The organism is Parasphingopyxis marina (assembly GCF_014237875.1).
GTDB lineage: Bacteria > Pseudomonadota > Alphaproteobacteria > Sphingomonadales > Sphingomonadaceae > Parasphingopyxis > Parasphingopyxis marina.
In genome coordinates this window covers 1,091,495-1,115,442 of record NZ_JACJVJ010000001.1, presented here as the reverse complement: position 1 = coordinate 1,115,442, position 23,948 = coordinate 1,091,495, and the positions used below count along the sequence as shown (strand labels likewise).

The window sequence follows — 23,948 nt, the reverse complement described above, 5'->3', positions numbered from 1 at the left end:
GCGATGACGGACCAACCCGACACGTTGAAGGATCGGCTGTTCGCCGACGGCAGCAGCGACGATATCGACCTGCTGGTCGCGATCCTGAAGCTCGCGTCGGTCATCAATCGCCCCATGAAGGAAGGGCTTGCCGATCCCGAGGGCCTTACGCTCAACGAGATGCGCGCGCTGATGAGCCTGGGCGGCGAAGGCGAACTGGCCGGGCATGAACTGTCGCGGGCCATCGGCATGCAGCCGATGAATGCCAGCCGCGCGCTCACGGCGCTGGAAAAGCGCGGCTGGATCGAGGAAGTCGAGGATGCCGACAATCGCCGCCGCAAACCCTATGCGATCGCCGATGCAGGGATCGACGCCTATCGCGCGATGATCCCCGAATTCGCCGATATCGCCGAAACGCTGTTCAGCGACCTGACCGACGCGGAACGGCGGCGGTTTCGCGCGACGACGCAGAAGATCACCGACCGGATCGCCCAGTGGCAGGTCAAATAACCGGCGGAGCAGGACCGAAAACCGAGAGGATAAGCGCATGACCGACTGGATTCTTCCCGAGGGCGTCAGCATCGCCCATCCCGATAAAATCTATATCGACGGCCAATGGGTCGCGCCCGCCAAGAGCGGCGCGATAGAGATCGTGTCGCCGGACAGCGAGGAAGTCGTCGCGCGCGTCGCCGAGGGCAGCGAGGCGGACATGGACGCCGCCGTCGCCGCGGCCCGCAAAGCCTTCGCCACGAGCGAATGGCCGCATCTCGCGCCGGCAAAGCGCGCCGACTATCTGAACCGGCTCGCCGAAGGGCTGCGCAAGCGCGAGCCGGAAATGGCGAAAGCCTGGACCGCGCAGATCGGCGGCCTTGCCGGTTTCGCGCCGATCCTCGTCGGCAACGGCACGGCCAATCTCGATCACGCCGTGGCGCTGGCTGAAAAGTTCGAATTCGAAAAACGCGCGCAGACCGAACTGGCCGCCTTCGCGGTGATCCGGCGGGAACCGGTCGGCGTCGTCGCCGCGATCGCGCCGTGGAACTCCCCCTATGGCATCATGACCGGCAAGATCGCCCCGGCGCTGCTGGCGGGCTGCACGGTGGTGATGAAGCCCTCGCCCGAAACCCCTCTCGAAACCTATATCATCGCCGAGGTGGCCGACGAGATCGGCATCCCGCCCGGCGTCATCAACATGGTCTGCGCGCACCGCGAGGCCTCCGACCATCTCGTCTGCAATCCCGGCGTCGACAAGGTCAGCTTCACCGGATCGACCCTGGCGGGCAAGCGGATCGCCAGCGTGTGCGGCGAGCGGATCGCGCGCTGCACGCTGGAGCTCGGCGGCAAGTCCGCCGCCGTCATACTCGACGATTTCGGCACCGAGGAAGCGGCGAAGCTGCTCACCGGCACGATCACCGTGCTGTCGGGGCAGGTTTGCGCGATGCTCAGCCGCGCGATCGTCCCCAAGGCGCGGCACGACGAACTCGCCGAGGCGATCGCCGGGGAAATGGCCAAGGTGAAAATCGGCCATTCGGGCGATCCGGAAACCCGGATGGGTCCGCTCGCCATGGAAAGGCAGCTCCACCGCGTCGAGGACTATATCGAAAAAGGCAAGGCAAGCGCCGATCTCGTCTGCGGCGGCGCCCGCCCGGCCGATCTCAACCGCGGCTATTTCATGGAACCGACCCTGTTCGCCAATGTCGATAATGGCTCGGTGATCGCGCAGGAGGAAATCTTCGGGCCGGTGCTGAGCCTGATCCCCTGCGAGGACACCGAAGACGCGATCCGCATCGCCAACGAGACCAATTACGGCCTCAACGGATCGGTGCTGACCCATGATGCAAGCGCGGCCTTCGACGTCGCCAAGCGGGTGCGGGCGGGCGGCGTCGCCCAGAACGGCATGAAGGCGGATTTCAACCTGCCCTTCGGCGGCTTCAAGCAATCGGGCATCGGCCGCGAGGGCGGGCCCGACGGGCTGATGAGCTATCTGGAAACGAAGACGGTGCTGCTCGACGGCGTTCCGGCGGGTTACGCCTAAGCCTCAATAGTTGGACAGGATTGTGCTCGACGGCGCGTCGAGAGGTTCGCCCGCGCGCTGCAGCGCCAGTTCGCGCCGCCGCGTCTCCGCCTGCGAAGCGATCAGCCAGGCATGGATGGCATGGACGTCTGCGGGCGAGAGGATGTCGTCCCAGCGCGGCATGCCGTTGGGCACCAGCAGACCTTCCAGCACGATCCGGTCGAACGCCTCGTGCGTGCCCGGCTGCATGCGCCTCAGGTCCGGGGTGATCGAGCGCGGCTGGTTCGAATGGCAGATGCCGCAATTCTGGAAGAACACCGTCTGGCCCCGCGCGATCATCGCGGGCGTTGCATCGGCGAACTGGACAGGCGGTTCGGGCGCGGGCTCGATCTCGGGCAGTTCCTCGGGGATCGGCACCTCGGCGCCATCAAGCCGGAAAACCAGTATCCGCCCCTGATTGCCGTAGCGATAGGGCGCGCTGCCATGCGGCACGAACGGATAGCCGCCCCCGCCCCATGCCGCCATCACCGCGACATATTGAACGCCGTCGACCTCGTAGCTCATCGGCGCGGCGATGATCGCGGTGCCGGTTTCGATGGTGCGCAGTAGCTCTCCCGTGTCGCGGTCGAAAATGCGCAGATTGCCGTCGATCGATCCGTAGAAGACGAGCCCGCTCGCAGTGGTCAGCGCCCCTGCCCTGTCCTGCCAGTTGAGATTGCGGTGCGCCCAGCGCGTCTCGCCGGTCAGCGGATCGATGGCGCGCAGTTCGGACACGCTGCCCTCCTGCTGCACGCGCTCGAATGCCGGGAGCGCTGCAATCGCTTCCTGAAAGGGCGGCGGCAAGGTCGGCAATATCCCCGCGATATCGGGGCCGAAGATCAGCCCCGCCTGGCTGTTGAGCGCCCGACCGCGGAACGGATCTGGCTCCGGCGGCAGCATGTAGAGGTTCGCCATGTCGAGCACCGCGCCGTAGAGCAGCCCGGTTTCCGGATCGAAGGAGATCGGGTGCCAGTTGCGCGCGCCGGGGCTCGCCGGATAGACGATCCGCGGCCCTTGCGAATAATCGGCGGCTTCAGGCGTGAAGTTTGGACGCCCGGTCTCGAGGTCGATGCTGTCGGCCCAATTGGTATAGACGATGGGGTTGGCGGCGAGCAGCGATCCGTCGCGCCGGTCGATCACATAGAGGAACCCGTTTTTCGGGGCGTGGAGGATGACGGGCGTCAGCTCGCCCTCGATCTCCAGTTCGGCCAGCACCATCGGCTGGGTCGCCGTATAGTCCCAGCTGTCGCCGGGCGTTTCCTGATAATACCATTTGACGCGTCCGGTTTCGGGATCGAGGGCGACGATGGACGAGAGATAGAGATTGTCGCCGCCCGCTGGCGAACGCAGCGCGCGGTGATAGGGCCCGCCATTGCCGGTGCCGACATAGACCGCATCGAATTCGGGATCGTAATGGATCGCGTCCCAGGGCGTGCCGCCGCCGCCGATATCCCAGCGGCTTTCCGGGTCCCATGTCCCGACCGCCGCTTCTAGATCGGGATGATCCTGCGGGCCGAGATCGGGATCGCGCGGCACCGTATAGAAGCGCCAGCGCTCTTCGCCGCTCTCGACATCATAGGCCGTGACATAGCCGCGCACGTCATATTCCGCGCCGCCATTGCCGATGATTACGACATCCCCGGCCACTTCGGGCGCGCCGGTGATGTTGATGCCGCGCCCCGAGCCGTCCTTGGTATCGGCATGCCAGACGATGGCGCCGGTCGCCGCGTCGAGCGCGTAAAGCACCCCGTCGAGCGCGCCCACGAACACCTTGCCGTCGTGCACGGCGACGCCCCGGTTCACCATGTCGCAGCACACGGTGCGGTTAACCTGCATGTCCACGTCCGGCGTGAACGCCCAGATTTCCGCGCCCGTCGCGGCGTTCAGCGCATAGGCGCGGCCCGCGACGCCGCTCGTATACATGACGCCGTCGATGACGATGGGCGTCGCTTCGAGGCCGCGATTGGTGCCGACGTCATACTCCCAGGCGAGGCCGATCCGATCGACGTTCGACCGGTCGATCTGGGTCAGCCGTGAATGGTGGGTGCCGCCGACATCGCCGCCGGACAACGGCCAATCCGCCCCGGCGCCGACTTCAGGCTGGGAGGAACAGGCGGCAAGTGCGAAAGCAATAAAGAGGGCTAGCCAGCGCATCACGTCGCGTAGGCCAGTTCGACGACGCCGCCATCGACGAAAATGTCGGCCGCGGTGATGAAGCTGGCATCCTCGGACGCCAGGAACAGCGCGACGCGGGCGATCTCTTCGGGTTCGCCCATCCGGTGCATCGGCACCGAGGCGATCATATGTTTGCGCATCTGATCGACGACTTCGGGCCCCATGCCGGGATTGCGGTTGATCAGCGGCGTTTCGGTCGGGCCGGGGCTGACCATGTTGACGCGGATCTTGCGCGGCAGCAGCTCGGCGGCGAGGATCCGGACGACAGCGCGCAGCCCTGCCTTGGCGGCGGCATAGGCGCTGTTGCCCGGCAGCCCCATCACCGATCCGGTCGAGCCGGTGAACACCATCGCGCCGCCGTCGCGCATATGCGGCAGCGCCTTTTGCGCCGCGAAGAAGGCACCGCGCAGGTTCACGTCATGGATATGGTCCCAAAACTCCTCGCTGACATCGGGCGCCGCGGCGAAGCCGCCGACCCCCGCGTTGACGAATACCACGTCGAGCGGGCCGAGCGCATCGGCGGCCTGTGCCAGCGCCGCCCCGCTCGCCGCCGGATCGGCCATGTCGCTGCGGATGGCGAGTGCGCCTGTCTTTTCGGCGGCAGCGTCGAGCGTCGCCTGGTCGCGCCCGGTAATTGCGAGCTTCGCCCCTTCCGCCGCAAACGCTTCCGCACTGGCGAGCCCGATGCCGCTATTGCCGCCGAAGATGAAAACGGTCTTGCCGTCGAAACGTTTGGCCATGGCTCAGCTCCCTCCCCCCGGTGCCTAAAACATCGAGTTCGGATTGACGGGATTTTCGTCGATGAACTGGATCACGTCCCAATGTTCCTTGATCTTGCCGTCCTCGAACCGGAAGATATCGCACACGGCGATACCCGGATCGCCGGGCCAGCGCACGACATGGACATGGCAGATCACATGATCGCCCTCGACGAAGACGCGCTTGATATCCTGCGTCGCATCGGGCGATTCCACGCGTACCTTGTCCAGCCAGTCCTTGAGCGCCTGAACGCCGGGTTCGGCCAGTGAGCTGTGCTGGATGTAATCGGCGGCGACATAGTCGTCGACCTTGCTCTTATCCATCGGGATCAGCACGTCCCGGTAGAGCCCGACGGCCTTGTCGGCCAGCGCCTGTTCCTCGGCGGTGCGCGCCATGATCCTCTCCTCGCTTTTCTTTCCTGATTGCAACAATTGTTATGGTTCGCAAGCCGGGATATGGGTTTCAGCCACGAGGAGAGGATATGATGACCGACCAAAGCCCGGCATTCGACCGGCAGAAACTCTACGCCGTGCTCGACCGCTATCTCGCCGCGCTCGAAGCGCAGGACCCGGGCCAGGTCGAATGGGCCGACACGGTCCGTCACAGCGAAAACAACGTCATGATCGATGTCGGCGACGGGCTGTGGAACACGATTTCATCGCGCGGCGATTACGACCTGCGCTTCGCCGATACGCGGCAGGGCCAGGTCGGCCATTTCGGCAGCGTCATCGAACCGCATGAGGAATCGGGCTTCACCGTCCGCATCGGCGTGACGCCCGATTACGCCATCTCCGAGGTCGAGACGATCGTCGTCCGCCAGCTCGACAGCGGCATCCAGTTCAAGAATCAGAAATGGTACCGCAAGCCGATCCTGGAGGAAGAGGTCGCGCCCGAACGCCGGGCGACGCGCGAACGGATGATCGAGCTTTCCAACGGCTATTTCGAGACGCTGGAGCTCAACGACGGCGAAATCCACACCAAGTTCCACCCCGATTGCCAGCGGGTGGAAAATGGCGTGCAGACGACCAACAATCCCGAGTTCGGCGATATCGTCCCGGTCGCGGCTTTGGGCTGCGAGGAACAGTTCCGGATGGGCAATTACCGCTATGACGACCGGCTGCGCGCGCGCCGCTTCCCGCTGGTGGACGAGGAGCGCGGGCTGGTGCTCGGCGCCGGTTTCATCGACCATTCGGGCAAGCTCGACCGCTATCAACTGACCGACGGCACCTGGGTGGATTCGCTGGTCCGCCGCCCGCACAGCTTCAACCTGTTAGAACTGTTCAAGATCCAGGACGACATGCTCTGGCAGATCGAGGCGAATTTCTTCACCGTGCCCTACAACATGCCCTCGCCCTGGGACGACTAGGCCGAGTCAGGCCTCGCGCGGGAAGCCCGCGATCATCGCTTCCAGGCTGGCGGCGAAACTCGCGTCGAAATCGAACAGCGCTTCGAGATAATCGTGCATCCCGCCATTCTGCTCGTAGATCGTCCAGCCGAGCGCAAGCGCGATCACCGATCCGAGCCGCGACAGCGCGACATCTTCGCCCAATCCGCGCGCGATCAGCGGCGCGGCGAGCGCCTGCCGCGTTTCCGCCGTCGCCGCGCGGTCGGGCTCGGCCACCGCGCACAGGCGCGCGCCGTCGCGATGGGCCAGCAACCGCCCGCGCATTGCGTGGCCGAAGGCGATCAGCCAGTCCCGCCATTCCTCCAACCCCTCATGGCCGGCCCGCGCTTCGGCATAGAGCCGCTGCGCCATCAGGGTGACGAGTTCGGCCTTGCTCTCGACATGCCAGTAGAGCGCCGGCGGCTGCACCCCAAGCCGGGTCGCCAGCCGCCGCACGCTGAACGCATCGAGCCCGTCGGCCTCCAACAGGGCGAACGCCTCTTCGACGATCCGGTCGCGATCGAGCTTCATGCGGCTTGCTTGGCGGCATTGCGTGCGATTGACAATGCGGGGCGGTGCTTTGTATTTAACACCGTTAAGTTACGGAGGGGATCATGAGCTATAGCGCGCCGCATGTTCGCAACGCCTGGTATGTCGCGTCCTGGGAACAGGATCTTGAGCCCGCCACGCCCTTCGCGATCACGATCCTCGGCGAACCGGTCGTCCTCTATCGCAGCGAGTCCGGGCGTCTCGTCGCGCTCGAAGATCGCTGCGTCCACCGGCTCGCCCCGCTTTCGCTGGGCCGGTGCGAGGGCGATCGGCTACGCTGCATGTATCACGGGCTGCTGTTCGAACCCGACGGCAAGGTCGCGGAGATACCGGGGCAGGACCTCGTCCCCGCCAAGGCGCGCGTCAAAAGTTACCCGGTTACCGAAAAGCATAGCTGGATCTGGGTCTGGATGGGCGATCCCGAGCGGGCGGACGAGGCGCTGATCCCGCCCGCCATCGGCTTCGACGATCCCGATTATATCCTCGGCCGCGGGCAGCTCGACTATGAAGCTTGCGCCGAGCTGATCCACGACAATCTCTGCGATTTCAGCCATCTTTCCTATGTCCACGCCAACAGCTTCGGCGCGACCGAGGATTGGGCGCGCACCCGGCCCCGGGTGACGCCGCTCGAACGCGGCGTGCGCTTCGAACGCTGGGTGCCCTCGCAGGGCGGATTGCGCAGCCGGAAGGGCGTCACCGTCGATGCCTGGTCGTCCTATGATTATCTGGTGCCCGGTATCCTGCTGATGCGCGGCGCCAGCTATCCCGAGGGCACGGCGAAGAAGCTGGGCATGGGCGCGCCGCCCGATCTCGAAGGCGCGGTCGGCGTGACCTTCACCAGCCAGGCGGTGACCGCGATGACCGAGAAGACGGCGCGCTATTTCTTCTCCTGGGGCCCGCATCGCGACCATGGCGACGAAGAACTGCGCGATACGCTGATGGGCGTCGCGGCGATGGCCTTCGCGGAAGACAAAACGATGATCGAGGCCCAGCAGCGGGTCATCAGCGCGACCCCGGAACCCCGGGTGATGCCGACCAGCGCCGACAAGGGCGTCACCCTCTACCAGCGCCTCGTCGAAAAGCTCGCGCGCGAGGAAGCGCGCAAGGCGGAGGCGGCCTAGGCTTTCGCCGCCTCGTAATCGGCGAGCGGCACCCACCAGCCATGGACCTGCGGCTTGATCCGCTCGGGGAATTTCGCGCTGGCGATCGGCCCCTTGCCGATCGCGTCGGCCTCGAAGATCCAGAGCTCGCTGTCATAATCGTCCGGCCCGTTCATCCGGTCCGCCGTCGCGACCAGCCAGCCGCCATGGCCCTCCTGCGATGAGGGCACATGCACGGGCTCGTGGATCGCATGCATCGGCGGCACCGTATAGCCGCCGACCACGCCGCGCGCCGGATCGAAAGCCAGCAAAGCGGTAAAGGCGATGCCGACCGGCCCACCCATCAGCGGCGGCGGGCCTTCGGGATCGATCGTGCCGTACCAGGCCATCGCATAGGGCCGGCCCATATCCGCGTCGCGCACGCGGGGAAGATCGCCGGGCGGGCCGATCACGGCAACCTCCGCCTCCTCGCTGTCGCCGTCCATATCCAGCGTCCAGCGGACGAGCCCGCCGCCCAGTTCGTGCTGGGGAATAGTGATGCCCGAATCCTCGCGGATGAAGCCGAAGGCGTTCGAATCGGACTGGCACATATCGATATGCACCTTGCCGCCCTCGTCGAACGCATTGACGATATGATAGACATGGACGCCCTTGGGGCCCCTGAACCAGCGGACATCCTCGACACTGCCGCCGCGCGGGACGACGCCGATCCAGCTGTCCCAGTCCTGGTGGTGGATCCAGTGCGGGCCGCCTTCCTTCAGGACGTCGATATCGGATGTCGTCGGGAAAACCGGGAAGAGCGCATATTTCTCGCTGATCGCGAAATCGTGCATCATCGAACAATAGGGCGCGTCGAAGCTCTGTTCGGAAACGAGATTGCCCTGCGGATCGACGACGCAATAGGCGATGTTTTTCGAGGCCAGCCCGTCCGCCTCATAGCCGAAGAAGAACATTTCCTTCGTCTCGGGGTCGATGCGGACATGTGCGGTCATGGTTTCGGATTTCAGCGCCCCGTCAAAATCCCAGCTGCCCAAGGTTTCCAGCGTATGCGGATCGACGCGATAGGCGCGGCCATCTTCCTTGGTCAGGTAAAGCTTGCCCGCATGCCAGACCGGGGTGGTGTTGGAGACGGTGCGGTCGACGCCTTCCACGCTCGGATCGTCGGTAAAGGGATTGCGATAGCGGCCGAACAGCGCCCGGCCCGCCTCATGCTCGGCCTGCCAGCGCGCGGTGTGGACATAGCGGCAATCGTGCGAAACCTTGCCATCCTTGATCAGGATGCGGCTGACCATGCCGTCGGCCGACAGCAGCACATCGTTTTCGACGAACGGCACATGGGCGGGATCGGGCACCGCGCGGAAAAAGGCGCCCTGGATCTCCGCCGGAATTTCGCCCTCGATCTCGAGTTCGGGGGTCGACCCCTCCCAGCGGATCGGCTCGTTGAGCCCCATGAATTGCACAGTGCGCGGAAAATCCGACATCGCCCTCTCCTGTTACGCGACGGTTATTTTATAACAATTGATAGTATTTTTCGGCGCGCCGTCAACTCGGCGCATCGTTGCTCCCCATTTCTTGACTCGCTCGTCTTCGCTAACGATTGTTAGCGAAAATGGGAGGAGAGAAAAGCCCGTGAAAATCGTGATCACCGGGGCATCGGGCCAATATGGCCGCGCCGCCGTCGAGAAGCTGCTCGCCAAAGTGGCGGCGGAGGAGCTGATCCTCATCACCCGCACCCCCGCGAAACTCGCCGACCTCGCCAAACGCGGCGCGGACGTCCGGCGCGGCGATTTCGACGAGCCGGAGTCCCTACGGTCGGCCTTTGCGGGCGGGGAGAAACTGCTGCTGATTTCGGGCACGCGCGTCGGCGCGCGGGTGGCGCAGCACAAGGCGGCGATCGACGCCGCGGCGGCGGCCGGTGTCCGCCATATCCTCTATACGAGCTTCATCGGCATCGACGATCCCGGCAATCCGGCCGATGTCCGCCACGACCATATCGAGACGGAGAAGCTCATCCGCGCTTCGGGCATGGAATGGACGATGCTGCGCGACGCCCATTATGCCGATGCGATGATCGTGATGGCCGGGCCCGGCGTGATGGCGACCGGCAAATGGATCAGCAATGCCGGCGAAGGGCGCGAGGCGATGGTCTGGCGCGACGATTGCGTCGAATGCGCGGTCGCGGTGCTGACCGGCGAGGGTCATGAGGGGAATATCTACAACATCACCGGGTCGGAGCTTCAGAGCTTTGCGGAAGTGACGGCGCTGATGGCCGAAATCACCGGCAAGCCGCTCGACTATGTCGCCGTCGACGACGAGGCCCAATATGCGATGTTCGACGCGATGGGCATTCCCCGCCGCCCGGTCGACGATCACTATGTGAAGGGGATCCCCTGGAACAGCGACGACATGGTGACCTTCGGCCGGGCGATCCGCGAAGGCTTTCTCGAAATCTGCACGACCGACGTCGAAACGCTCACCGGCCACCCGCCGCGCAGCGTACGGCAGATGATTGAGGAGCATGCGGAGACGCTGAAGGCGGCCGCAAACGAATCGCTTGAAAAATAGGATCGGCTATGTTTGGCTCGATATGTCGGAAACGCGCTTAGACAGCTGATTTTGTAGGAAACTTTATTACGCGTTTCCGCCACGCGATGTGTGACGTTTGTGAAGTTAGGCAAACGCCGCCGCTCAGGTCAGCGCAAAATAGCGGACGAAATTGCCGTCGGCGCGTCGTTCGCCGACACCGATGAAGACATGTTTCATGAGCCAGTCATGCTTCCCGGCGCTGGTTTCGAAACTCGGCTGGGCACGGAGGTAATAATCGGCATGGGCCACGGGCTCTCCGCCCTCGAACGCCCAGTGGCGCAGCCGGTCCATCGTGTCCGCCTCCCGGCCCCAGAGATAGCCGCGATTGCGCATCAGGATCAGCGAGCCGTCTTCTTCCTCGAGCATGTAGCGGGCGTCGAAAACGGCGGTATCGTCGGGCCGGAAATAGGCATAGTCGCCGCCCGAATTGGGCACCGCCTTACCCTTCAGCCGGGGCCCTTCGAAATGCCCTTCGTCGACATAGACGGCGGAGCGCATGCCGCCATTGGGCGTGTCGGGGATCGTCTGCACGCGGGTGAATTTCAGCGTGCATTCGAACGCGAATTCGAGATGGGGATTGCCGAGCGTCGAGAGGATATCGTCCATGGCGTCTCTCCGGGCCTTGTTATCAATTGTTATCGTTGAAACCGATCGGCCTGTTACAACGAAGCTGCGTTGCAAGCTAGGGTAACAGCCGCCCAAGAACATCGCGCTGGCACCCTTGCCGCGAAACGCTAGAACGCTATCAAAGCCAACAATAGCAAATGAGGAGCGATCCATGGCCGATGCCGACGACCCTGCCAACAACCAGCCGACGGGCTATGTGCCCCCCAAGGTGTGGACCTGGGAACAGCCGAGCGGCGGCGCGTTCGCCAGCATCAACCGCCCGGTTTCCGGCGCGACCAAGGAACAGGAGCTGCCGGTCGGCGAACATCCGCTGCAGCTCTATTCGATGGGTACGCCCAATGGCGTGAAGGTCACCATCATGCTGGAGGAGCTGCTCGCCGCCGGCCATTCGGACGCCGAATATGACGCCTGGCTGATCAGCATCGGCGAGGGCGACCAGTTCGGATCGGGCTTTGTCGAGATCAATCCCAACTCGAAAATCCCGGCGATGCGCGACCATTCCACCGATCCGCATACCGACCTGTTCGAGAGCGCTTCGATCCTTTTCTATCTTGCCGAAAAGTTCGGCGCCTTCCTGCCGACCGAACATTATGCGCGGGCGCGCACGATGAACTGGCTGATGTGGCAGATGGGCTCTGCGCCCTTTGTCGGCGGCGGGTTCGGCCATTTCTACAATTATGCGCCGTTCAAGATCGAATATGCGATCGACCGCTACGCGATGGAAACCAAGCGCCAGCTCCATGTGCTCGACACCCATCTGGCGAAGAACGAGTATATGGCCGGCGACGACTATACGATCGCCGATATGGCGATCTTCCCCTGGTATGGCGCGATCATGCAGGGCGCCTATAGCGCGGCAGAATTCCTCTCTGTCCACGAATATGAGAATGTTGCCCGGTGGGTGAAGCAGATCGGCGGGCGCGAGCCCGTGCTGCGCGGGCGGCAGGTCAACCTGACCTGGGGACCCGAGGAATTCCGCGTCGCCAACCGCCACAGCGCCGCCGACATCGACAAGGTGCGCGCCGCGATGAAGGAACAGGACGCCGAAACCGCCGTCTAGAAGGATAAGCCAAGGGAATGACGCTCCCGCCAAAGGGAGCGCAGGGAGAGGATAATATGGCAGAAAACAATAAGATCACGCTTTACGACCTGCAGCTGGAATCGGGCGCGACGATCAGCCCGTTCGTCTGGGCGATCAAATTGGCGCTCGGCCATAAGGGCTTTGACATGGACGTCGTTCCCGGCGGCTTCACCGGTATCATGGAGCGTACCGGCGGCAAGACGGAACGGCTGCCCGCCATCGTCGACGATGGCGAATGGGTGCTCGATAGCTGGCTGATCGCCGAATATCTCGACGAGAAATATCCGGACCGGCCCACCCTGATCGGCGATCCCAGCATCAAGGTTTCCGCCCAGTTCATCGAAGGCTGGCTGTGGGGCACGGCGGTCGGTCCGTGGATGACCTGCTATGTCAAAAGCTATCGCGATCGTTCTCTCCAGGTCGATCATGAATATGTCACCGAGACCCGGGCCCGCATGATGGGCGGCAAGCTCGAAGACATCGTCGTCGGGCGCGAGGACCGGCTGCCGCAGATCTCAGCCAATCTGGAGCTGTTGCGCGGCACCCTGCGCAGCAATGACTGGTTCGGCGGCGAGGCGCCCAACTATGTCGATCACCGGCTGCTCGGCTGTTTCCTGTGGCTCGCCTCGGTCGCCGACACGCCGGCGCTGGCGAGCGACGATCCGCTCCGGGACTGGCTGGATCGCGGGTTCGATCTCTATGGCGGCCTTGGCCGGCATCCCGGCCTGTCCGACATTTTCGGGCTCGAGCAACGCCCGGGCGACCCCGAACTGTTCGATCACAACCCGCGCGAATTCGGGCTCAACAAGCGCAATACCGGGCCGGAATCGACGCGTGCCGAAACCGCCGCGATCAAGGGCGAGGCCGTCAACGCCTAGGGAGACTGGGAGAGCGCCCGCCGCTAGCCGGTGGCGAGCGTCTCTGCCCGCGATACGCCCGGTTCGGCATCCGGCTCCAGCGCCGGATAGTTGCCGTCCTCGAAAATACAGTCGACGAGGAACGTCTCGACCGCATCGGCCGTCTTTTCCCGGAGTCCGGGCGAGCGCCGCACCGCGATCCGCCAGGGCTCATAGGGCCAGATATTCTCCACCTCTCCGCGTTTTTCGGGGCTGATAAAGGCTTCGCAGAGCACGCTGATCCCGACGCCCTGCTCCACCATGCAGGAAAGCACGTCATAATATTGCGTGCGCCCGGCGATTTTCGTCGGCTGGATGCCGACCCTGCTCAGCGCCTCCAGCATCGAATTCTCCTGCTCGGTTCCCGGTCGCGGCAACACGAAGGGCAGCTTGCCTATATCCTCGATGGTCAGCTGGCCCGGCGCTTTGGGCAGGATCGACCGATGCGCGAAAATTCCTGCGCGGCAATAGCTCAGCACCCGGGTCGCCGCATCGATCTCCTGCTGCGGCATAATGTGGAGCAGCGCAAAATCGAACCGGTTTTCCAGGATCTTGCGCAGGGTCGCCGGGCCCGGCGTTTCGGCCTGGAATTCGAGATCGATTTCGGGATTGGCCTGAAGGAAGCGGTCGAGCTTGGGCCGGACATAATTTTCGAGCAGGCTCAGCCCGACATAGATTTTATACCGATAGGCCGGCTCCGCGTCCTCGGGGCTGCGCTTGTGGCCGTTCAGGACCGCCGCCGCGGCCAGGAAAGGCTGGAGGTCGCGCGCAAAGGCCATGCCCTGCAAGGTGAGGTTCGGGCGCCGTCCGGGCTCGCGGACGAACAGCGAAATGCCGAGCTGCTCTTCGAGCGTCTTCAGATGATTGCTGACAGCGGCCTGAGAGATATCGAGCTGCTCGGCCGCCACGCGAAAGCTGCGATTTTCCCTGATGACCTCGAAAACTTCCAACTGCCTCAAAGTGTATGAAAAACCCATAATTCCGAGCCCCTCTGCCGTCCTCCGAAGGAATAGTTATAACCTGTACCTTATCGGCTGTCATCATTCGGGCATGCGTTGCTTTCCCGTCTCCGCAAGCGGATTTGAGCCGCAAAAGGCCCGTCCAGGGCCAACAGGGAGAGGGGTTATATGCACCGCAAGACAGATCGTATCGCCATCGGAACGCGCCGCGCTCCGCGCCGGATTCTCGCCTGCGGAGCCAGCGCGCTCGCGCTCGGCCTCGGCGCCACCGCCGCACAGGCGCAGGAAACGGAGATGGCCCAGGCCGACACCGGCAACGGCTCCCCGATCATCGTCACCGGCTCGCGCATCCGGCAGGACGGTATGCAGACGCCGGTTCCGGTAACCGCCGTCCAGGCCGAGGCGCTCGATTCGATGGCGCCAACCACGCTCGTCGAAGGGCTCAGCCAGCTGCCGCAATTCTATGGCAACCAGACACCCAACGATGCCACCAGCTGGTTCGAGCGCGGCGGCTATGGCAACCTCAATCTGCGCGGCCTCGGCATCAACCGGACGCTGACGCTGCTCAACGGGCGGCGGATCATCTCGGCAAACGCCTTTGGCGGCGTCGATACCAATGTGATCCCCGAAGCGCTGATCGCCAGCATCGCGACAACCACCGGCGGCGCGTCCGCCGCCTATGGAACGGACGCCGTGGCGGGCGTGGTCAACTTCATCCTCGACACCGATTTCGACGGGCTGGAGCTGACCGCCCAGGCAGGCATCACCTCGCGCGGCGATTCCGAATATTACGAGATTTCCGGCGCTTTCGGCACCAATATCGGCAGCCGCGGCCATTTCCTGATCTCCGCCGAGCGCTTCGAGCAGGAGGGGGTCCACAATTATGACGGCCGCGACTGGTACAATGCCTGGGGCACCGTGCCCGATGCGAACGGCCAGCTCTTGATCCGGCCCAACGTCATCTCCAATGCCGCGACGTTCGACGGCCTGATCTTCGCGCCCGGTTCGGCGATCGACATGCTGCAATTCCGGTCCGACGGCACCTTTGCGCCGTTCATGACGGGCAGCCCGACGACCGCCCGGCCCGGCGTGCCGCCGGCACGCAGCGCAGGTGGCAGCGGCGACGATATCGGCGCCGAAGTCCAGACCATCTATCCGGATATCGAGCGCGACGCGATCTATGCCTATGCGGATTATGAAGTCGCCGACGGCTTCACGATGTTCGCCCAATATATCCGGGGGAGCAACGAAACCTTCCGCTACAACACGCCGCGCGGATCGATCCAGGGCACGCCGACCGCGGTCACGATTTTTCAGGATAATGCCTATCTGCCCGATGCCATCCGGCAGACGATGATTACCGAAGGGCTCGAGTCCTTCACCCTGCGGCGGCAGGGCAGCGCCGAGGATATCGGCGCCGACATCACCCTGCGCGATCGCAATGTGATGAATTCGGTCACCGCCGGATTCCAGTGGGATCTCGATACCGGCGGGTTCCTCGATGACTGGACGATCGACGCCTATTACCAATATGGCCACAACCAGCGCCGGGCCTATCAGGTCGGTCTGCGCGTCGACCGGCTGTTCGCAGCGGTCGATGCCGTGGTCGATCCGGCCACCGGCTCGATCGTCTGCCGGACGAGCCTGTTCAACGACCAGTTTCCCGGCTGCCAGCCGCTCAACCTGTTCGGCCGCGGCAACGCCACGCCCGGCGCGGTCGACTATGTGACCGGCAACGATCCGGGCGAGCAGATCACGACGCCGCTCTTCTTCGCCAATGGCGGATTCGGGCCGGGCATCACCGATAGCTATACCTCACAGGAAGCCAAGGTGAGCATCACCACGCTGCGCCAGCATGTCGTCGACCTGTCGTTCAGCGGCGAGCTTTGGGAAGGCTGGGGGGCGGGCCCGATCTCCGCCGCTTTCGGCGCCTCCTATCGCGAAGACCGGATCCGCCAGATCGTACGCGATTCGACCAACCAGTCGTCCGATCACGTCAACGGCCATCCGGTGCTCTGCGACACCGATCCAGAGGCGATCGCCGCCGGGCTGCGCGGCGTGAACCCGGCGGACTGCGCCAACACGGTCGGCGTCCAATATTCCAAGGTCTCGAACATCCTCGGCTCGATCGACGTCAAGGAAGCGTTCGGCGAATTGCTCGTCCCCCTCATCGCCGATGCGGGCTTTATCGAGCAGGCGAACCTTCACCTAACCGGGCGTTGGGCCGATTATTCGGGATCGGGCACGGTCTGGGCCTATAAGGCCGGCCTCGACCTGCAGCTGGGCGGTGGCATCCGCTTGCGCGGCACCTATTCGCGCGATGTCCGCGCCGCCAATCTTTCCGAACGGTTCGACCGAACGGGCGGCGTCGCGACGATCACCGATCCCCGCTATCCGGGCGACGGCGCGATCAACGTCACCCGCTTTTCGGGCGGCAACCCCAACGTCAATCCGGAGGAGGCCGATACCTTTACCGTCGGCGCGGTCTTCCAGCCGGAGTTTATCGACGGCCTGTCGATTTCGCTCGACTGGTACCGGATCGAAATCGGCGGGGCGATCGGCCAGCTCGGCGTGCAGGCGGTGGTCAACCAGTGCGAGGCAGGCGCGACCGACCTGTGCTCACTGATCACCCGCGATATCGCTACCGACCGGCTGGTGCTCGTCGGCGACGTCTTCATCAATGTCGATGAGAATGTCGTCAGCGGCGTCGATCTGGAAGTCGCCTATCAGCGCGACATCGCACTGTTCGGCGGCGGCGGCGAAGCGATCGGCGCGCGCCTCTATGCAAGCTGGCTCGACGAGAATTCGGAAACGCTCGCCGGCACGCAGACGATCGATCGCGCCGGCCAGACCGGCCTCCAGCAGTCGGACGGCATCGCCTACGCCCTGCCGGACTTCAAGGCGACCGGCAGCCTGACCTATAACAATGGCGGCTTCTCGGCCTTCGTACAGGGCCGTTATATCGACGGCGGCACGATCGAGAACGCCCTTGTCGAAGGTGTCGATATCGAGCGTAACAGCGTCAGTTCCGCCTTCTATGCGGATGCGCGGCTAAGCTATGAGCACCAGTTCGACAGCGGCACATCGGTCGAAATCTTCGGGCAGGTGACAAATTTGTTCGACGAAGATCCGCCGATCACGCCCTATTACAGTGTGTTCCTCGGCTACTCGCAGCAATATAATCCGTCGCTCTTCGACGTCTTGGGTCGCCGCTATACACTCGGCGTCAGAGTCCGGATGTAGGCGCAAGAAGAGCGAATTGGGGGGCGGGCATGCCGGCTGATAGCATCCACCCACTGGCATGTCCGCCTGCCCCGGCAAGGAACTGCGAGGATCATGACAGAACGACCGAAAACCCCAGGCATCACCCGCCGCACGGCGATTGCCGGTGCGCTCGGCACGGCGGCCCTGGCAGCGACTAGCTTCGCGCATCTGCCGGGCCGCAGGCCCAATTTCCTGTTCATAATGGCCGACGATCTCGGCTATGCGGACCTCTCCTGCTATGGCCGGCGCGACTATGAAACGCCCGTTCTCGACGGGTTGGCGGCGCAGGGCACCAAATTCACCCATGCCTATGCCAACAGCGCAGTCTGCACCGCGACGCGCGTCGCGCTGGCGACCGGGCGTTACCAATATCGCCTGCCGATCGGCCTCGAAGAGCCGCTGGGCGACCGCAATGTCGGGTTGCCGCCCTCCCATCCGACCATCGCGTCGCTGCTGCGCGACCAAGGCTATGCGACGAGCCTGATCGGCAAATGGCATCTCGGCAATCTGCCCGACTTCGGCCCCCTCAAGAGCGGCTATGACGAATTCTGGGGGCTCCGTGGCGGCGGGGTCGACTATTTCAGCCATGATTTCGCCAATACGCACGATCTCTGGGATGGCGAGACCGAGATTCACGAGACCGGTTATATGACCGAGATGCTCGCCGAGCGCGCGATCGAAACGCTCGAGGCGCGGCAGCGCGACCGGCGGCCCTTCCTGATGAGCCTGCATTTCACGGCACCGCATTGGCCTTGGGAAGGTCCCGGCGACCAGGCCGAATCCGAACGGCTCGCCACGCTGCCCGATCCCGTCGCCCATATCCATTATGACGGCGGCGACATGGCAACCTATGCCGAGATGGTGCTCTCGCTCGACACCCAGGTCGGCCGCGTCCTCGCCAAGCTTTCCGAGCTCGGCATGGATCAGGACACGGTTGTCGTCTTTACCAGCGACAATGGCGGCGAGCGCTTTTCCGACGTCTGGCCCTTTACCGGCCGCAAGACCGAGCTGCTGGAGGGCGGGCTGCGCATTCCCGCCATCGTCCGCTGGCCGGGCGTCTCGATGCCGGGCACGGAGAGCGAGCAGCAGATCATGTCGATGGACTGGCTGCCGACCTTCGTCGCGGCGGCGGGGGGCGCGCAGGACGCCGGCCACCCCAGCGACGGCGTCGATATTCGCAGCGCCATCGCCGGAAACGCCATGGCCGAACGCCCGCTTTTCTGGCGTTTCAAGAATCATGGCCAGGAAGCCGCGCGCATCGGCCGGTGGAAATATCTGAAGATCGCCGGCAACACATTCCTATTCGATGTCGTCGCCGATCCGCTGGAACGCGCGAATTTGAAGGACCGCTATCCCGACACCTATGCCGAGTTGGTCGAGGCATGGCAGGCGTGGAACGCGACGATGCTGCCCAACGATCCCGATGCGCCGTCCTACGGATTTACCGGCTCGATGCTGGCCGATCATTTCGGCATCGATAACTAGCCGCGCTTTCGTCGGGGCTTGAGTTGCCCCGGGAACCCAATATCGTGCGCGGCGATGAACGCTTTCGCATCCCCCCGGCGCTGACCGTGCCGATCGGGCTTCTTCCGGCAGGTCGACGCCGCGCGGCGCTGTGCGGCGCGGTGGCGCTGCTGATACCGGTAGCGGCCTGCGCGCCGCGCACCGCCGAGAGCCGGCCCGCGATCATGGATGCCGTGCCGGCCGAATTCACCTCCGCCGATTCCGCGGCACCGGTGGAGATTGACGGGCGCTGGTGGGAAAGCTTCGGCGATCCGCTGCTCGAAAGCTTCGTCGAGCGCGCGCTTTCGGGAAACCCTTCGATAGGCCAGGCGATCGAGCGGCTGCGACAGGCGCGCGCCGCGGCCCGGATCGAGGAATCGGACCTGTACCCGCAGGCCGGCGCGACATTCGGCGCCGAGGAACGTGGCATCGAGGGCGCGCCGTCCCTCCCCGCCCGTTTCGATCTTGGTATCGATGTCGCTTGGGAGGCCGATATCTGGGGGCGCATCTCGTCCGAAAGCGCCGCCGCGCGCGCCGAATACCGGGCAAGCGCCGCCGACCTTCAGGCAACGCGCCAGCTGATCGCCGCCGAAACCGCGCGCACCTATCTCGCCGTCGTCGAAGCCCAGGCGCAGGTCGAACTCTCGACGCGGGTACTCGCCACCTATGACGAGCTGATCCGCCAATTGAACCTGCGTGTCGAAGCCGGCGTTACGCCGCAGAGCCTTGCCGCGCTCGCGATCACCGACCAGCAGACGGCGCGCGCGGGGCTGGAACAGCGGCGCGAGGATTACCAGCGCCTGATCCGGCGGCTCGAAATCCTCGTCGGCGATTATCCAGACGGCATCGACACGCTCGCGGCCTCGCTTCCCGACGTGCCGCCGCCGCCGCCCGCCGGCGTTCCGGCCGGACTTCTGGACCGGCGGCCCGATGTCCGTTCGGCGCGGCACCGGATCGAGGCGGCGGGCTTTCGTATCGACGCCGCCGAAGCCTCTTTCCTGCCGTCGCTCACGCTTACCGGATCGGCCGGCACGTCCGCGGCGTCCTTCGCCGGCCTGTTCGATCCGCTGACCCTTGTCTGGTCGATCGCCGGGCGGCTGCTCCAGCCGATTTTCCAGGGCGGGCGGCTGCGCGCGCAGCTCGAATTCCGGGAGGGCGAGCGCAACGAGGCGATAGAGGCCTATGCCGAGACCGCGCTACAGGCGCTGTTCGAGGTCGAAACCGCGCTCGCCGTCGACGGAATCATCGCCAATCAGGAAACCGCTTTCGGCCAGGCCGCCCAGGCCGCCGAACAGGCAACCGAAATCTCGACCCTGCGCTACCGTGCGGGCATCGAATCCTTCTTCAATGTGCTCGAAAGCCAGCAGCGCGCGCTCAACGCCCGCAGCGCCTTTCTTTCCGCCCGCCGGGCGAGGCTGTTCAACCGGATCGACCTGCATCTCGCCATCGGCGGCGGGCTGGAGGAAGATCCCGCAATCACGCTGGCCGCGCGAAATCGGGAAAATGCGGACCAGTGATGCCAATCACAGGCGGTTATGCTAGGCTGAGCTAATCGGGTCGTCGAAATCACCGCAAAGGAGATCGACGATGGGAAAAGAACACAAAACGGAACAGCTTAGCGAAACCGAACTGGACGACGTCCAGGGCGGCGGAGACTCCGTGCCGGTCGAGAGCTTCTCGCTCAACTTCGAAAAAATCAAGCATACGAGCGGCAGCGCCCGTTTCATCGGCGAAACCGAGAAGAATCTCGACGTCGATGGAATTGTCGGGCCGAAAACCGCCGGCAAGACCGCCGCATCGGGCGGCGGCAGCGGCATTTAGGCCGGGCGAAAGCACGAAAACCGGACACAAGAGACGAAGCACACTGAACACCAACAGGAGACTGACCATGACTGACAAGACCAAAGCCGAAGAACTCAACGACGCCGAACTGGAGGACGTCCAAGGCGGCCTCAAAACCACAGGCGACATCCAGACCACAAAAACTCTCGTCGTCGACGGCGATTTCGGCCCGGCGGGCAGAAAGGGCTGGAGCACTTCGGGCGATGCGGACGATCGGCCTACCGAAGAAGTGAAATATTAAACGGCAAGCGAAATCCGCGCCACGCCAACCATAGGCAGGAGAAAGACAATGACGGACAAGAAAAAGACCGAAGAACTGAAGGATGCCGAACTCGATGACGTGCAGGGCGGCGGGAACATGGAAATCCAGAAGCCGGCAGCCACGAAATCCGGCGATGGCTCGGTTCGCACGGCGGACGGTTTCCTGAGTTCGGGCCACACGACGGGATCGAATATTTTGAGTTCGGGCCACGGCACCAACAACGTCAAAGCCGAATAAGCGGCTCGCAAAAGACGGCACACGAAAATTACGGCCTGCCCCGGAAACGTTCCGGGCGGCCCCTGATCGGTTCGCACTGTGTTTCACCATCAAGGGAGAATGAAGATGACGGAGAAAAAAAGGACCGAAGAGCTGAACGAGAAGGATCTCGACGAGGTTCAGGGCGCGGGCACCAAGGGCCTTCTGGGCGATGACCTCGGCATCTTGCGCGGCGGCATCCAGAAGCCCGAGCCCAAGCAGATGGAGCGCGTTTTCGAGGACGAATAAGGCAATCGGCGGCCCCTTTGCCCGGTGCGAAGGAGCCGCCCTGTTTGCGGAAGGAAGCCGGACATGACGAAAATGAAGCAGGGTAAGCAGGATCGGGTGACCAAGGCCGGCGCGGTCGAGCTCGACGAAAACGCGCTCAATCAGGTTTCGGCAGGTGCTAGCGAAGTGGTGAAGATCCCCGGTCCGCCGATGCCCTTCATCCCGTCACCCCTTCCGCAACAGGATGGCAGCGATCAAGCGGTTACGCTGGACGGGCACGAGCTGACCCATGTCCAGCAGAGCAAAGGTGGCGCGCGTAAGAAGAACTGAGGGCAGCAAAGCCCGAGCGCGTGATCGCGATCACAGCGGCGCCCCGGGTTTTCACCGATACCGCTTCACAGGACAACGAATCGGGGAAGGAATTTTATCATGGCGAAACAGAAGAAAGAGGAATTAAGTGAGCAGGAGCTCGATCAGGTAAAGGGCGGCGCCCTTCTCCTGCCGGCCGTACAGGCGGCGCGAGAGGCGGCCCGATCTACGACCCCCACGGTGAAAACCAACACCCAGCTCAAGACGTTCGCCAGCCCAGACGATCAGACGAATTAAGGCTTCGGACCAAACCCCAACTTCACGGAGAATCACGATGACCAAGAAAACCGACGACAAAGTGACCAAGGCCGGCACCGTCGAGCTCGAGGAAAAAGACCTGGACTCAGTACAGGGCGGCGGCACCGAAGAATTGTTCGGCGCCTACAACTTCAAGGTCGAGATCGAGGGCGTGAAGCCGCGACTGACCACCGACGAGGTCGGAATCCGGGCCGGCATCCGCGCCACCGACAGGCTTGGCGTGCGAGCGACCAAGGGCACGAAGATCCGCAAATAGCGAGCCGATACCGTCCGGTATGCGGCGGATTTCCGTCCCATTCGGGCGGCAGAGCCCGATCCCGAGGCATCCCGCCCCGGGCCAGGTGAGAAAGACAGATGATGGCCAAAAACAAGAAAGCCAAAGAGCTCGGCGAAAAGGAGCTCGATCAGGTGACTGGCGGCGAAGTGAAGCAGTGGAACCTTGAGAATGCCTGGCCGAGCAAGGTAAGTGGCGGTGGCGCGAACGGCACGGCCGACGAGTTTTTGAGTTCGGGCCACACCACAGGTTCGAACATCACGGGAACCGGCAAGAGCGTGGTGACCGAGGAAATCGTCTTTGTGAAAAAATAGACCGGTTAGGGGCGTCGGGTGGCGACAACGACACCGACGCCTTGAAACTCCGGAGACAGCCGGGAAGCTTTTGTGCATCTATTATGCAGTGCAGCCGGACCGATCCGCCACCTGCTGCTGTTCGCCCCCGAATATGAAGCCGAGCATTTTGCAGCGATCTATGGCGCGCTGGTGGCCAGCCTGCCTGCCGATGCGGCGATCACCGTCGCCGCCGAACCCGGCGCGCAGCCGCATATCGCGCGCTGGCCCTGCGACCCGGCCCGCCTCGCTATCGTCGAAATTCCGGACATCAGCATCACGCCCTGGGCGCGCGATCCGCTAATCGCGGCGGCAGCCAATGGCGCGCCGGCGCTGCTCACCACACCCGAACTGGAACGCCGCGACGATCTCCGCGCCGCCGCCACGCTGGCGGAAAAGACGGAGCTCGCTTCCGCGCCCTCGCCGGTCGCCTTCGAAGGCGGCAACATCCTTGTCGGGGAAAGCCATCTCTTCGTCGGGGTCGATACGCTGACGGCCCTTGGCGATGACGGCGCGGCATTGTTCGAAACGGCGCTGCGCGATTTGGAGGGCGATCGCCGCGAAATCGTGCCGATCGGTTCGGCCGACGACGCCCCGTCCGAAACCTTCCGCACCGCCCATGCCGGAGAGGAAGAATGGCGGGAGATTTTCCATTATCGCGCGAAAGAAGGCACCCGGCAGCCGGTTTTCCATATCGATATGTTCCTGACGCTTGCCGGAAAAGGCGCAGGCGGCGGCGAACGGATTTTGGTCGGCGATCCGGCGATGGCGGCAGAGATGCTTGGGCTGCCGCCGCACCCGCTTTGCCTTGCGAACCGCTTCAATGCCATCGCCGCAGATCTGGAAGCACGGGGTTTCGCCGTCACCCGCAACCCGCTGCCGATGATCTATATGGACGATCCCAAGAAGCGGCGGCGCACCTGGTATTACGCTTCCTCCAACAATGCGCTCGTCCAGCGCGAACCGGACATCGTCTGGCTTCCCGCCTATGGCCATGACAACTGGCCCGAGCTCGAAATCACCGACCGCCAGAACCGCGAAATCTGGGAAGGTTTCGGCTTCGAAGTGCGAATGATCGGCGAGGCGCAGAAGCTCGCGGAAAATTTGGGCGGGCTCCATTGCTTGACAAATGTGCTCCGGCGTAGCTGACTCCCGGAAATTCGGCGTATATTGAACAGGGATCGGGTCGCACCGACCGGGGGAGGTGTCGCCGCAG

General features: G+C 64.0%; 26 protein-coding genes. 19 read left to right on the top strand and 7 right to left on the bottom strand.

From position 1 onward, the window contains the following. Window positions 1-3: 3 nt before the first annotated feature. Together H6P80_RS05580 and H6P80_RS05575 are read left to right on the top strand one after the other, a co-directional pair. Entirely contained in the window at window positions 4-489 is a 486-nt protein-coding gene (locus tag H6P80_RS05580; protein WP_185800321.1) for a MarR family winged helix-turn-helix transcriptional regulator, read from the top strand. A 37-nt stretch (window positions 490-526) separates the two neighbouring features. Further along, window positions 527-2,011 carry an aldehyde dehydrogenase gene (locus H6P80_RS05575; RefSeq protein WP_221892881.1) on the top strand — a complete coding sequence of 495 codons (1,485 nt, stop codon included), beginning with the start codon at window positions 527-529 and terminating at the stop codon, window positions 2,009-2,011. Between the two features lie 3 nt (window positions 2,012-2,014). On the opposite strand, the gene H6P80_RS05570 is transcribed toward H6P80_RS05575, so the two are convergent. From H6P80_RS05570 to H6P80_RS05560, 3 genes are read right to left on the bottom strand one after another with little or no spacing between them, the layout of a single operon-like run. Next, window positions 2,015-4,183, bottom strand: a complete 2,169-nt coding sequence (locus H6P80_RS05570) for a PQQ-dependent dehydrogenase, methanol/ethanol family (RefSeq protein ID WP_185800320.1) — start codon at window positions 4,181-4,183, stop codon at window positions 2,015-2,017. Then, on the bottom strand, window positions 4,183-4,944 hold the full coding sequence (locus H6P80_RS05565) for an SDR family oxidoreductase (protein ID WP_185800319.1): 762 nt from the start codon (window positions 4,942-4,944) through the stop codon (window positions 4,183-4,185). The genes H6P80_RS05570 and H6P80_RS05565 overlap by 1 nt, the downstream gene beginning before the upstream one ends. Window positions 4,945-4,968: 24 nt before the next feature. Next, the gene (locus tag H6P80_RS05560; RefSeq protein ID WP_185800318.1) at window positions 4,969-5,358 is read right to left on the bottom strand and encodes a nuclear transport factor 2 family protein; all 390 of its coding nucleotides are present in this window, start codon (window positions 5,356-5,358) and stop codon (window positions 4,969-4,971) included. An 89-nt stretch (window positions 5,359-5,447) separates the two neighbouring features. Between H6P80_RS05560 and H6P80_RS05555 the strand changes: the two genes are divergently transcribed. Further along, complete coding sequence (locus tag H6P80_RS05555; RefSeq protein WP_185800317.1) at window positions 5,448-6,329, top strand: hypothetical protein; 882 nt, start codon at window positions 5,448-5,450, stop codon at window positions 6,327-6,329. Between the two features lie 6 nt (window positions 6,330-6,335). Here the strand turns inward: H6P80_RS05555 and H6P80_RS05550 are convergent, their stop codons facing one another. Then, window positions 6,336-6,878 (bottom strand): TetR family transcriptional regulator, encoded by a 543-nt coding sequence (locus H6P80_RS05550; protein WP_185800316.1) that lies wholly within the window; start codon window positions 6,876-6,878, stop codon window positions 6,336-6,338. Between the two features lie 83 nt (window positions 6,879-6,961). On the opposite strand from H6P80_RS05550, the gene H6P80_RS05545 reads away from it, so the two are divergent. Next, the gene (locus H6P80_RS05545) at window positions 6,962-8,017 is read left to right on the top strand and encodes an aromatic ring-hydroxylating dioxygenase subunit alpha (protein WP_185800315.1); all 1,056 of its coding nucleotides are present in this window, start codon (window positions 6,962-6,964) and stop codon (window positions 8,015-8,017) included. Here H6P80_RS05545 and H6P80_RS05540 read toward each other — a convergent pair. After that, complete coding sequence (locus tag H6P80_RS05540) at window positions 8,014-9,477, bottom strand: carotenoid oxygenase family protein (protein ID WP_185800314.1); 1,464 nt, start codon at window positions 9,475-9,477, stop codon at window positions 8,014-8,016. The genes H6P80_RS05545 and H6P80_RS05540 overlap by 4 nt on opposite strands. A gap of 148 nt (window positions 9,478-9,625) precedes the next feature. Between H6P80_RS05540 and H6P80_RS05535 the strand changes: the two genes are divergently transcribed. Further along, window positions 9,626-10,561 (top strand): SDR family oxidoreductase, encoded by a 936-nt coding sequence (locus H6P80_RS05535; RefSeq protein WP_185800313.1) that lies wholly within the window; start codon window positions 9,626-9,628, stop codon window positions 10,559-10,561. 123 nt (window positions 10,562-10,684) lie between these two features. Here H6P80_RS05535 and H6P80_RS05530 read toward each other — a convergent pair whose 3' ends face one another. Further along, entirely contained in the window at window positions 10,685-11,188 is a 504-nt protein-coding gene (locus tag H6P80_RS05530; RefSeq protein ID WP_185800312.1) for a DUF3237 domain-containing protein, read from the bottom strand. Between the two features lie 172 nt (window positions 11,189-11,360). Between H6P80_RS05530 and yghU the strand changes: the two genes are divergently transcribed. Further along, on the top strand, window positions 11,361-12,269 hold the full coding sequence (gene yghU, locus H6P80_RS05525; RefSeq protein ID WP_185800311.1) for a glutathione-dependent disulfide-bond oxidoreductase: 909 nt from the start codon (window positions 11,361-11,363) through the stop codon (window positions 12,267-12,269). Between the two features lie 56 nt (window positions 12,270-12,325). Beyond that, window positions 12,326-13,168, top strand: coding sequence for a beta-etherase (locus H6P80_RS05520; RefSeq protein WP_185800310.1), 843 nt, complete (start codon window positions 12,326-12,328; stop codon window positions 13,166-13,168). A gap of 23 nt (window positions 13,169-13,191) precedes the next feature. Here H6P80_RS05520 and H6P80_RS05515 read toward each other — a convergent pair whose 3' ends face one another. After that, entirely contained in the window at window positions 13,192-14,163 is a 972-nt protein-coding gene (locus H6P80_RS05515) for a LysR family transcriptional regulator (protein WP_185800309.1), read from the bottom strand. Window positions 14,164-14,313: 150 nt separating this feature from the next. Here H6P80_RS05515 and H6P80_RS05510 point away from each other — a divergent pair, with 150 nt between their 5' ends. The 12 genes from H6P80_RS05510 to H6P80_RS05455 all read left to right on the top strand — a co-directional run bounded on the left by H6P80_RS05510 (window position 14,314) and on the right by H6P80_RS05455 (window position 23,881). After that, window positions 14,314-17,388: a TonB-dependent receptor domain-containing protein gene (locus tag H6P80_RS05510; protein ID WP_185800308.1), complete on the top strand. Its 3,075-nt coding sequence runs from the start codon at window positions 14,314-14,316 to the stop codon at window positions 17,386-17,388. A gap of 93 nt (window positions 17,389-17,481) precedes the next feature. After that, on the top strand, window positions 17,482-18,894 hold the full coding sequence (locus H6P80_RS05505; protein WP_185800307.1) for a sulfatase-like hydrolase/transferase: 1,413 nt from the start codon (window positions 17,482-17,484) through the stop codon (window positions 18,892-18,894). Window positions 18,895-18,938: 44 nt separating this feature from the next. After that, on the top strand, window positions 18,939-20,429 hold the full coding sequence (locus H6P80_RS05500; RefSeq protein ID WP_221892879.1) for an efflux transporter outer membrane subunit: 1,491 nt from the start codon (window positions 18,939-18,941) through the stop codon (window positions 20,427-20,429). A gap of 70 nt (window positions 20,430-20,499) precedes the next feature. Continuing rightward, window positions 20,500-20,733, top strand: coding sequence for a hypothetical protein (locus tag H6P80_RS05495; protein WP_185800305.1), 234 nt, complete (start codon window positions 20,500-20,502; stop codon window positions 20,731-20,733). Between the two features lie 67 nt (window positions 20,734-20,800). Then, complete coding sequence (locus tag H6P80_RS05490) at window positions 20,801-20,995, top strand: hypothetical protein (RefSeq protein ID WP_185800304.1); 195 nt, start codon at window positions 20,801-20,803, stop codon at window positions 20,993-20,995. A 48-nt stretch (window positions 20,996-21,043) separates the two neighbouring features. Continuing rightward, complete coding sequence (locus H6P80_RS05485; protein ID WP_185800303.1) at window positions 21,044-21,253, top strand: hypothetical protein; 210 nt, start codon at window positions 21,044-21,046, stop codon at window positions 21,251-21,253. A gap of 105 nt (window positions 21,254-21,358) precedes the next feature. Further along, on the top strand, window positions 21,359-21,520 hold the full coding sequence (locus H6P80_RS05480; protein WP_185800302.1) for a hypothetical protein: 162 nt from the start codon (window positions 21,359-21,361) through the stop codon (window positions 21,518-21,520). A 63-nt stretch (window positions 21,521-21,583) separates the two neighbouring features. Then, window positions 21,584-21,829 (top strand): hypothetical protein, encoded by a 246-nt coding sequence (locus H6P80_RS05475; protein ID WP_185800301.1) that lies wholly within the window; start codon window positions 21,584-21,586, stop codon window positions 21,827-21,829. Window positions 21,830-21,928: 99 nt separating this feature from the next. Next, entirely contained in the window at window positions 21,929-22,105 is a 177-nt protein-coding gene (locus tag H6P80_RS05470; protein ID WP_185800300.1) for a hypothetical protein, read from the top strand. Between the two features lie 37 nt (window positions 22,106-22,142). Beyond that, window positions 22,143-22,382, top strand: a complete 240-nt coding sequence (locus tag H6P80_RS05465; RefSeq protein ID WP_185800299.1) for a hypothetical protein — start codon at window positions 22,143-22,145, stop codon at window positions 22,380-22,382. A 101-nt stretch (window positions 22,383-22,483) separates the two neighbouring features. After that, complete coding sequence (locus H6P80_RS05460; protein ID WP_221892878.1) at window positions 22,484-22,714, top strand: phage tail protein; 231 nt, start codon at window positions 22,484-22,486, stop codon at window positions 22,712-22,714. 72 nt (window positions 22,715-22,786) lie between these two features. After that, complete coding sequence (locus H6P80_RS05455) at window positions 22,787-23,881, top strand: hypothetical protein (protein ID WP_185800297.1); 1,095 nt, start codon at window positions 22,787-22,789, stop codon at window positions 23,879-23,881. Window positions 23,882-23,948: the final 67 nt, after the last annotated feature.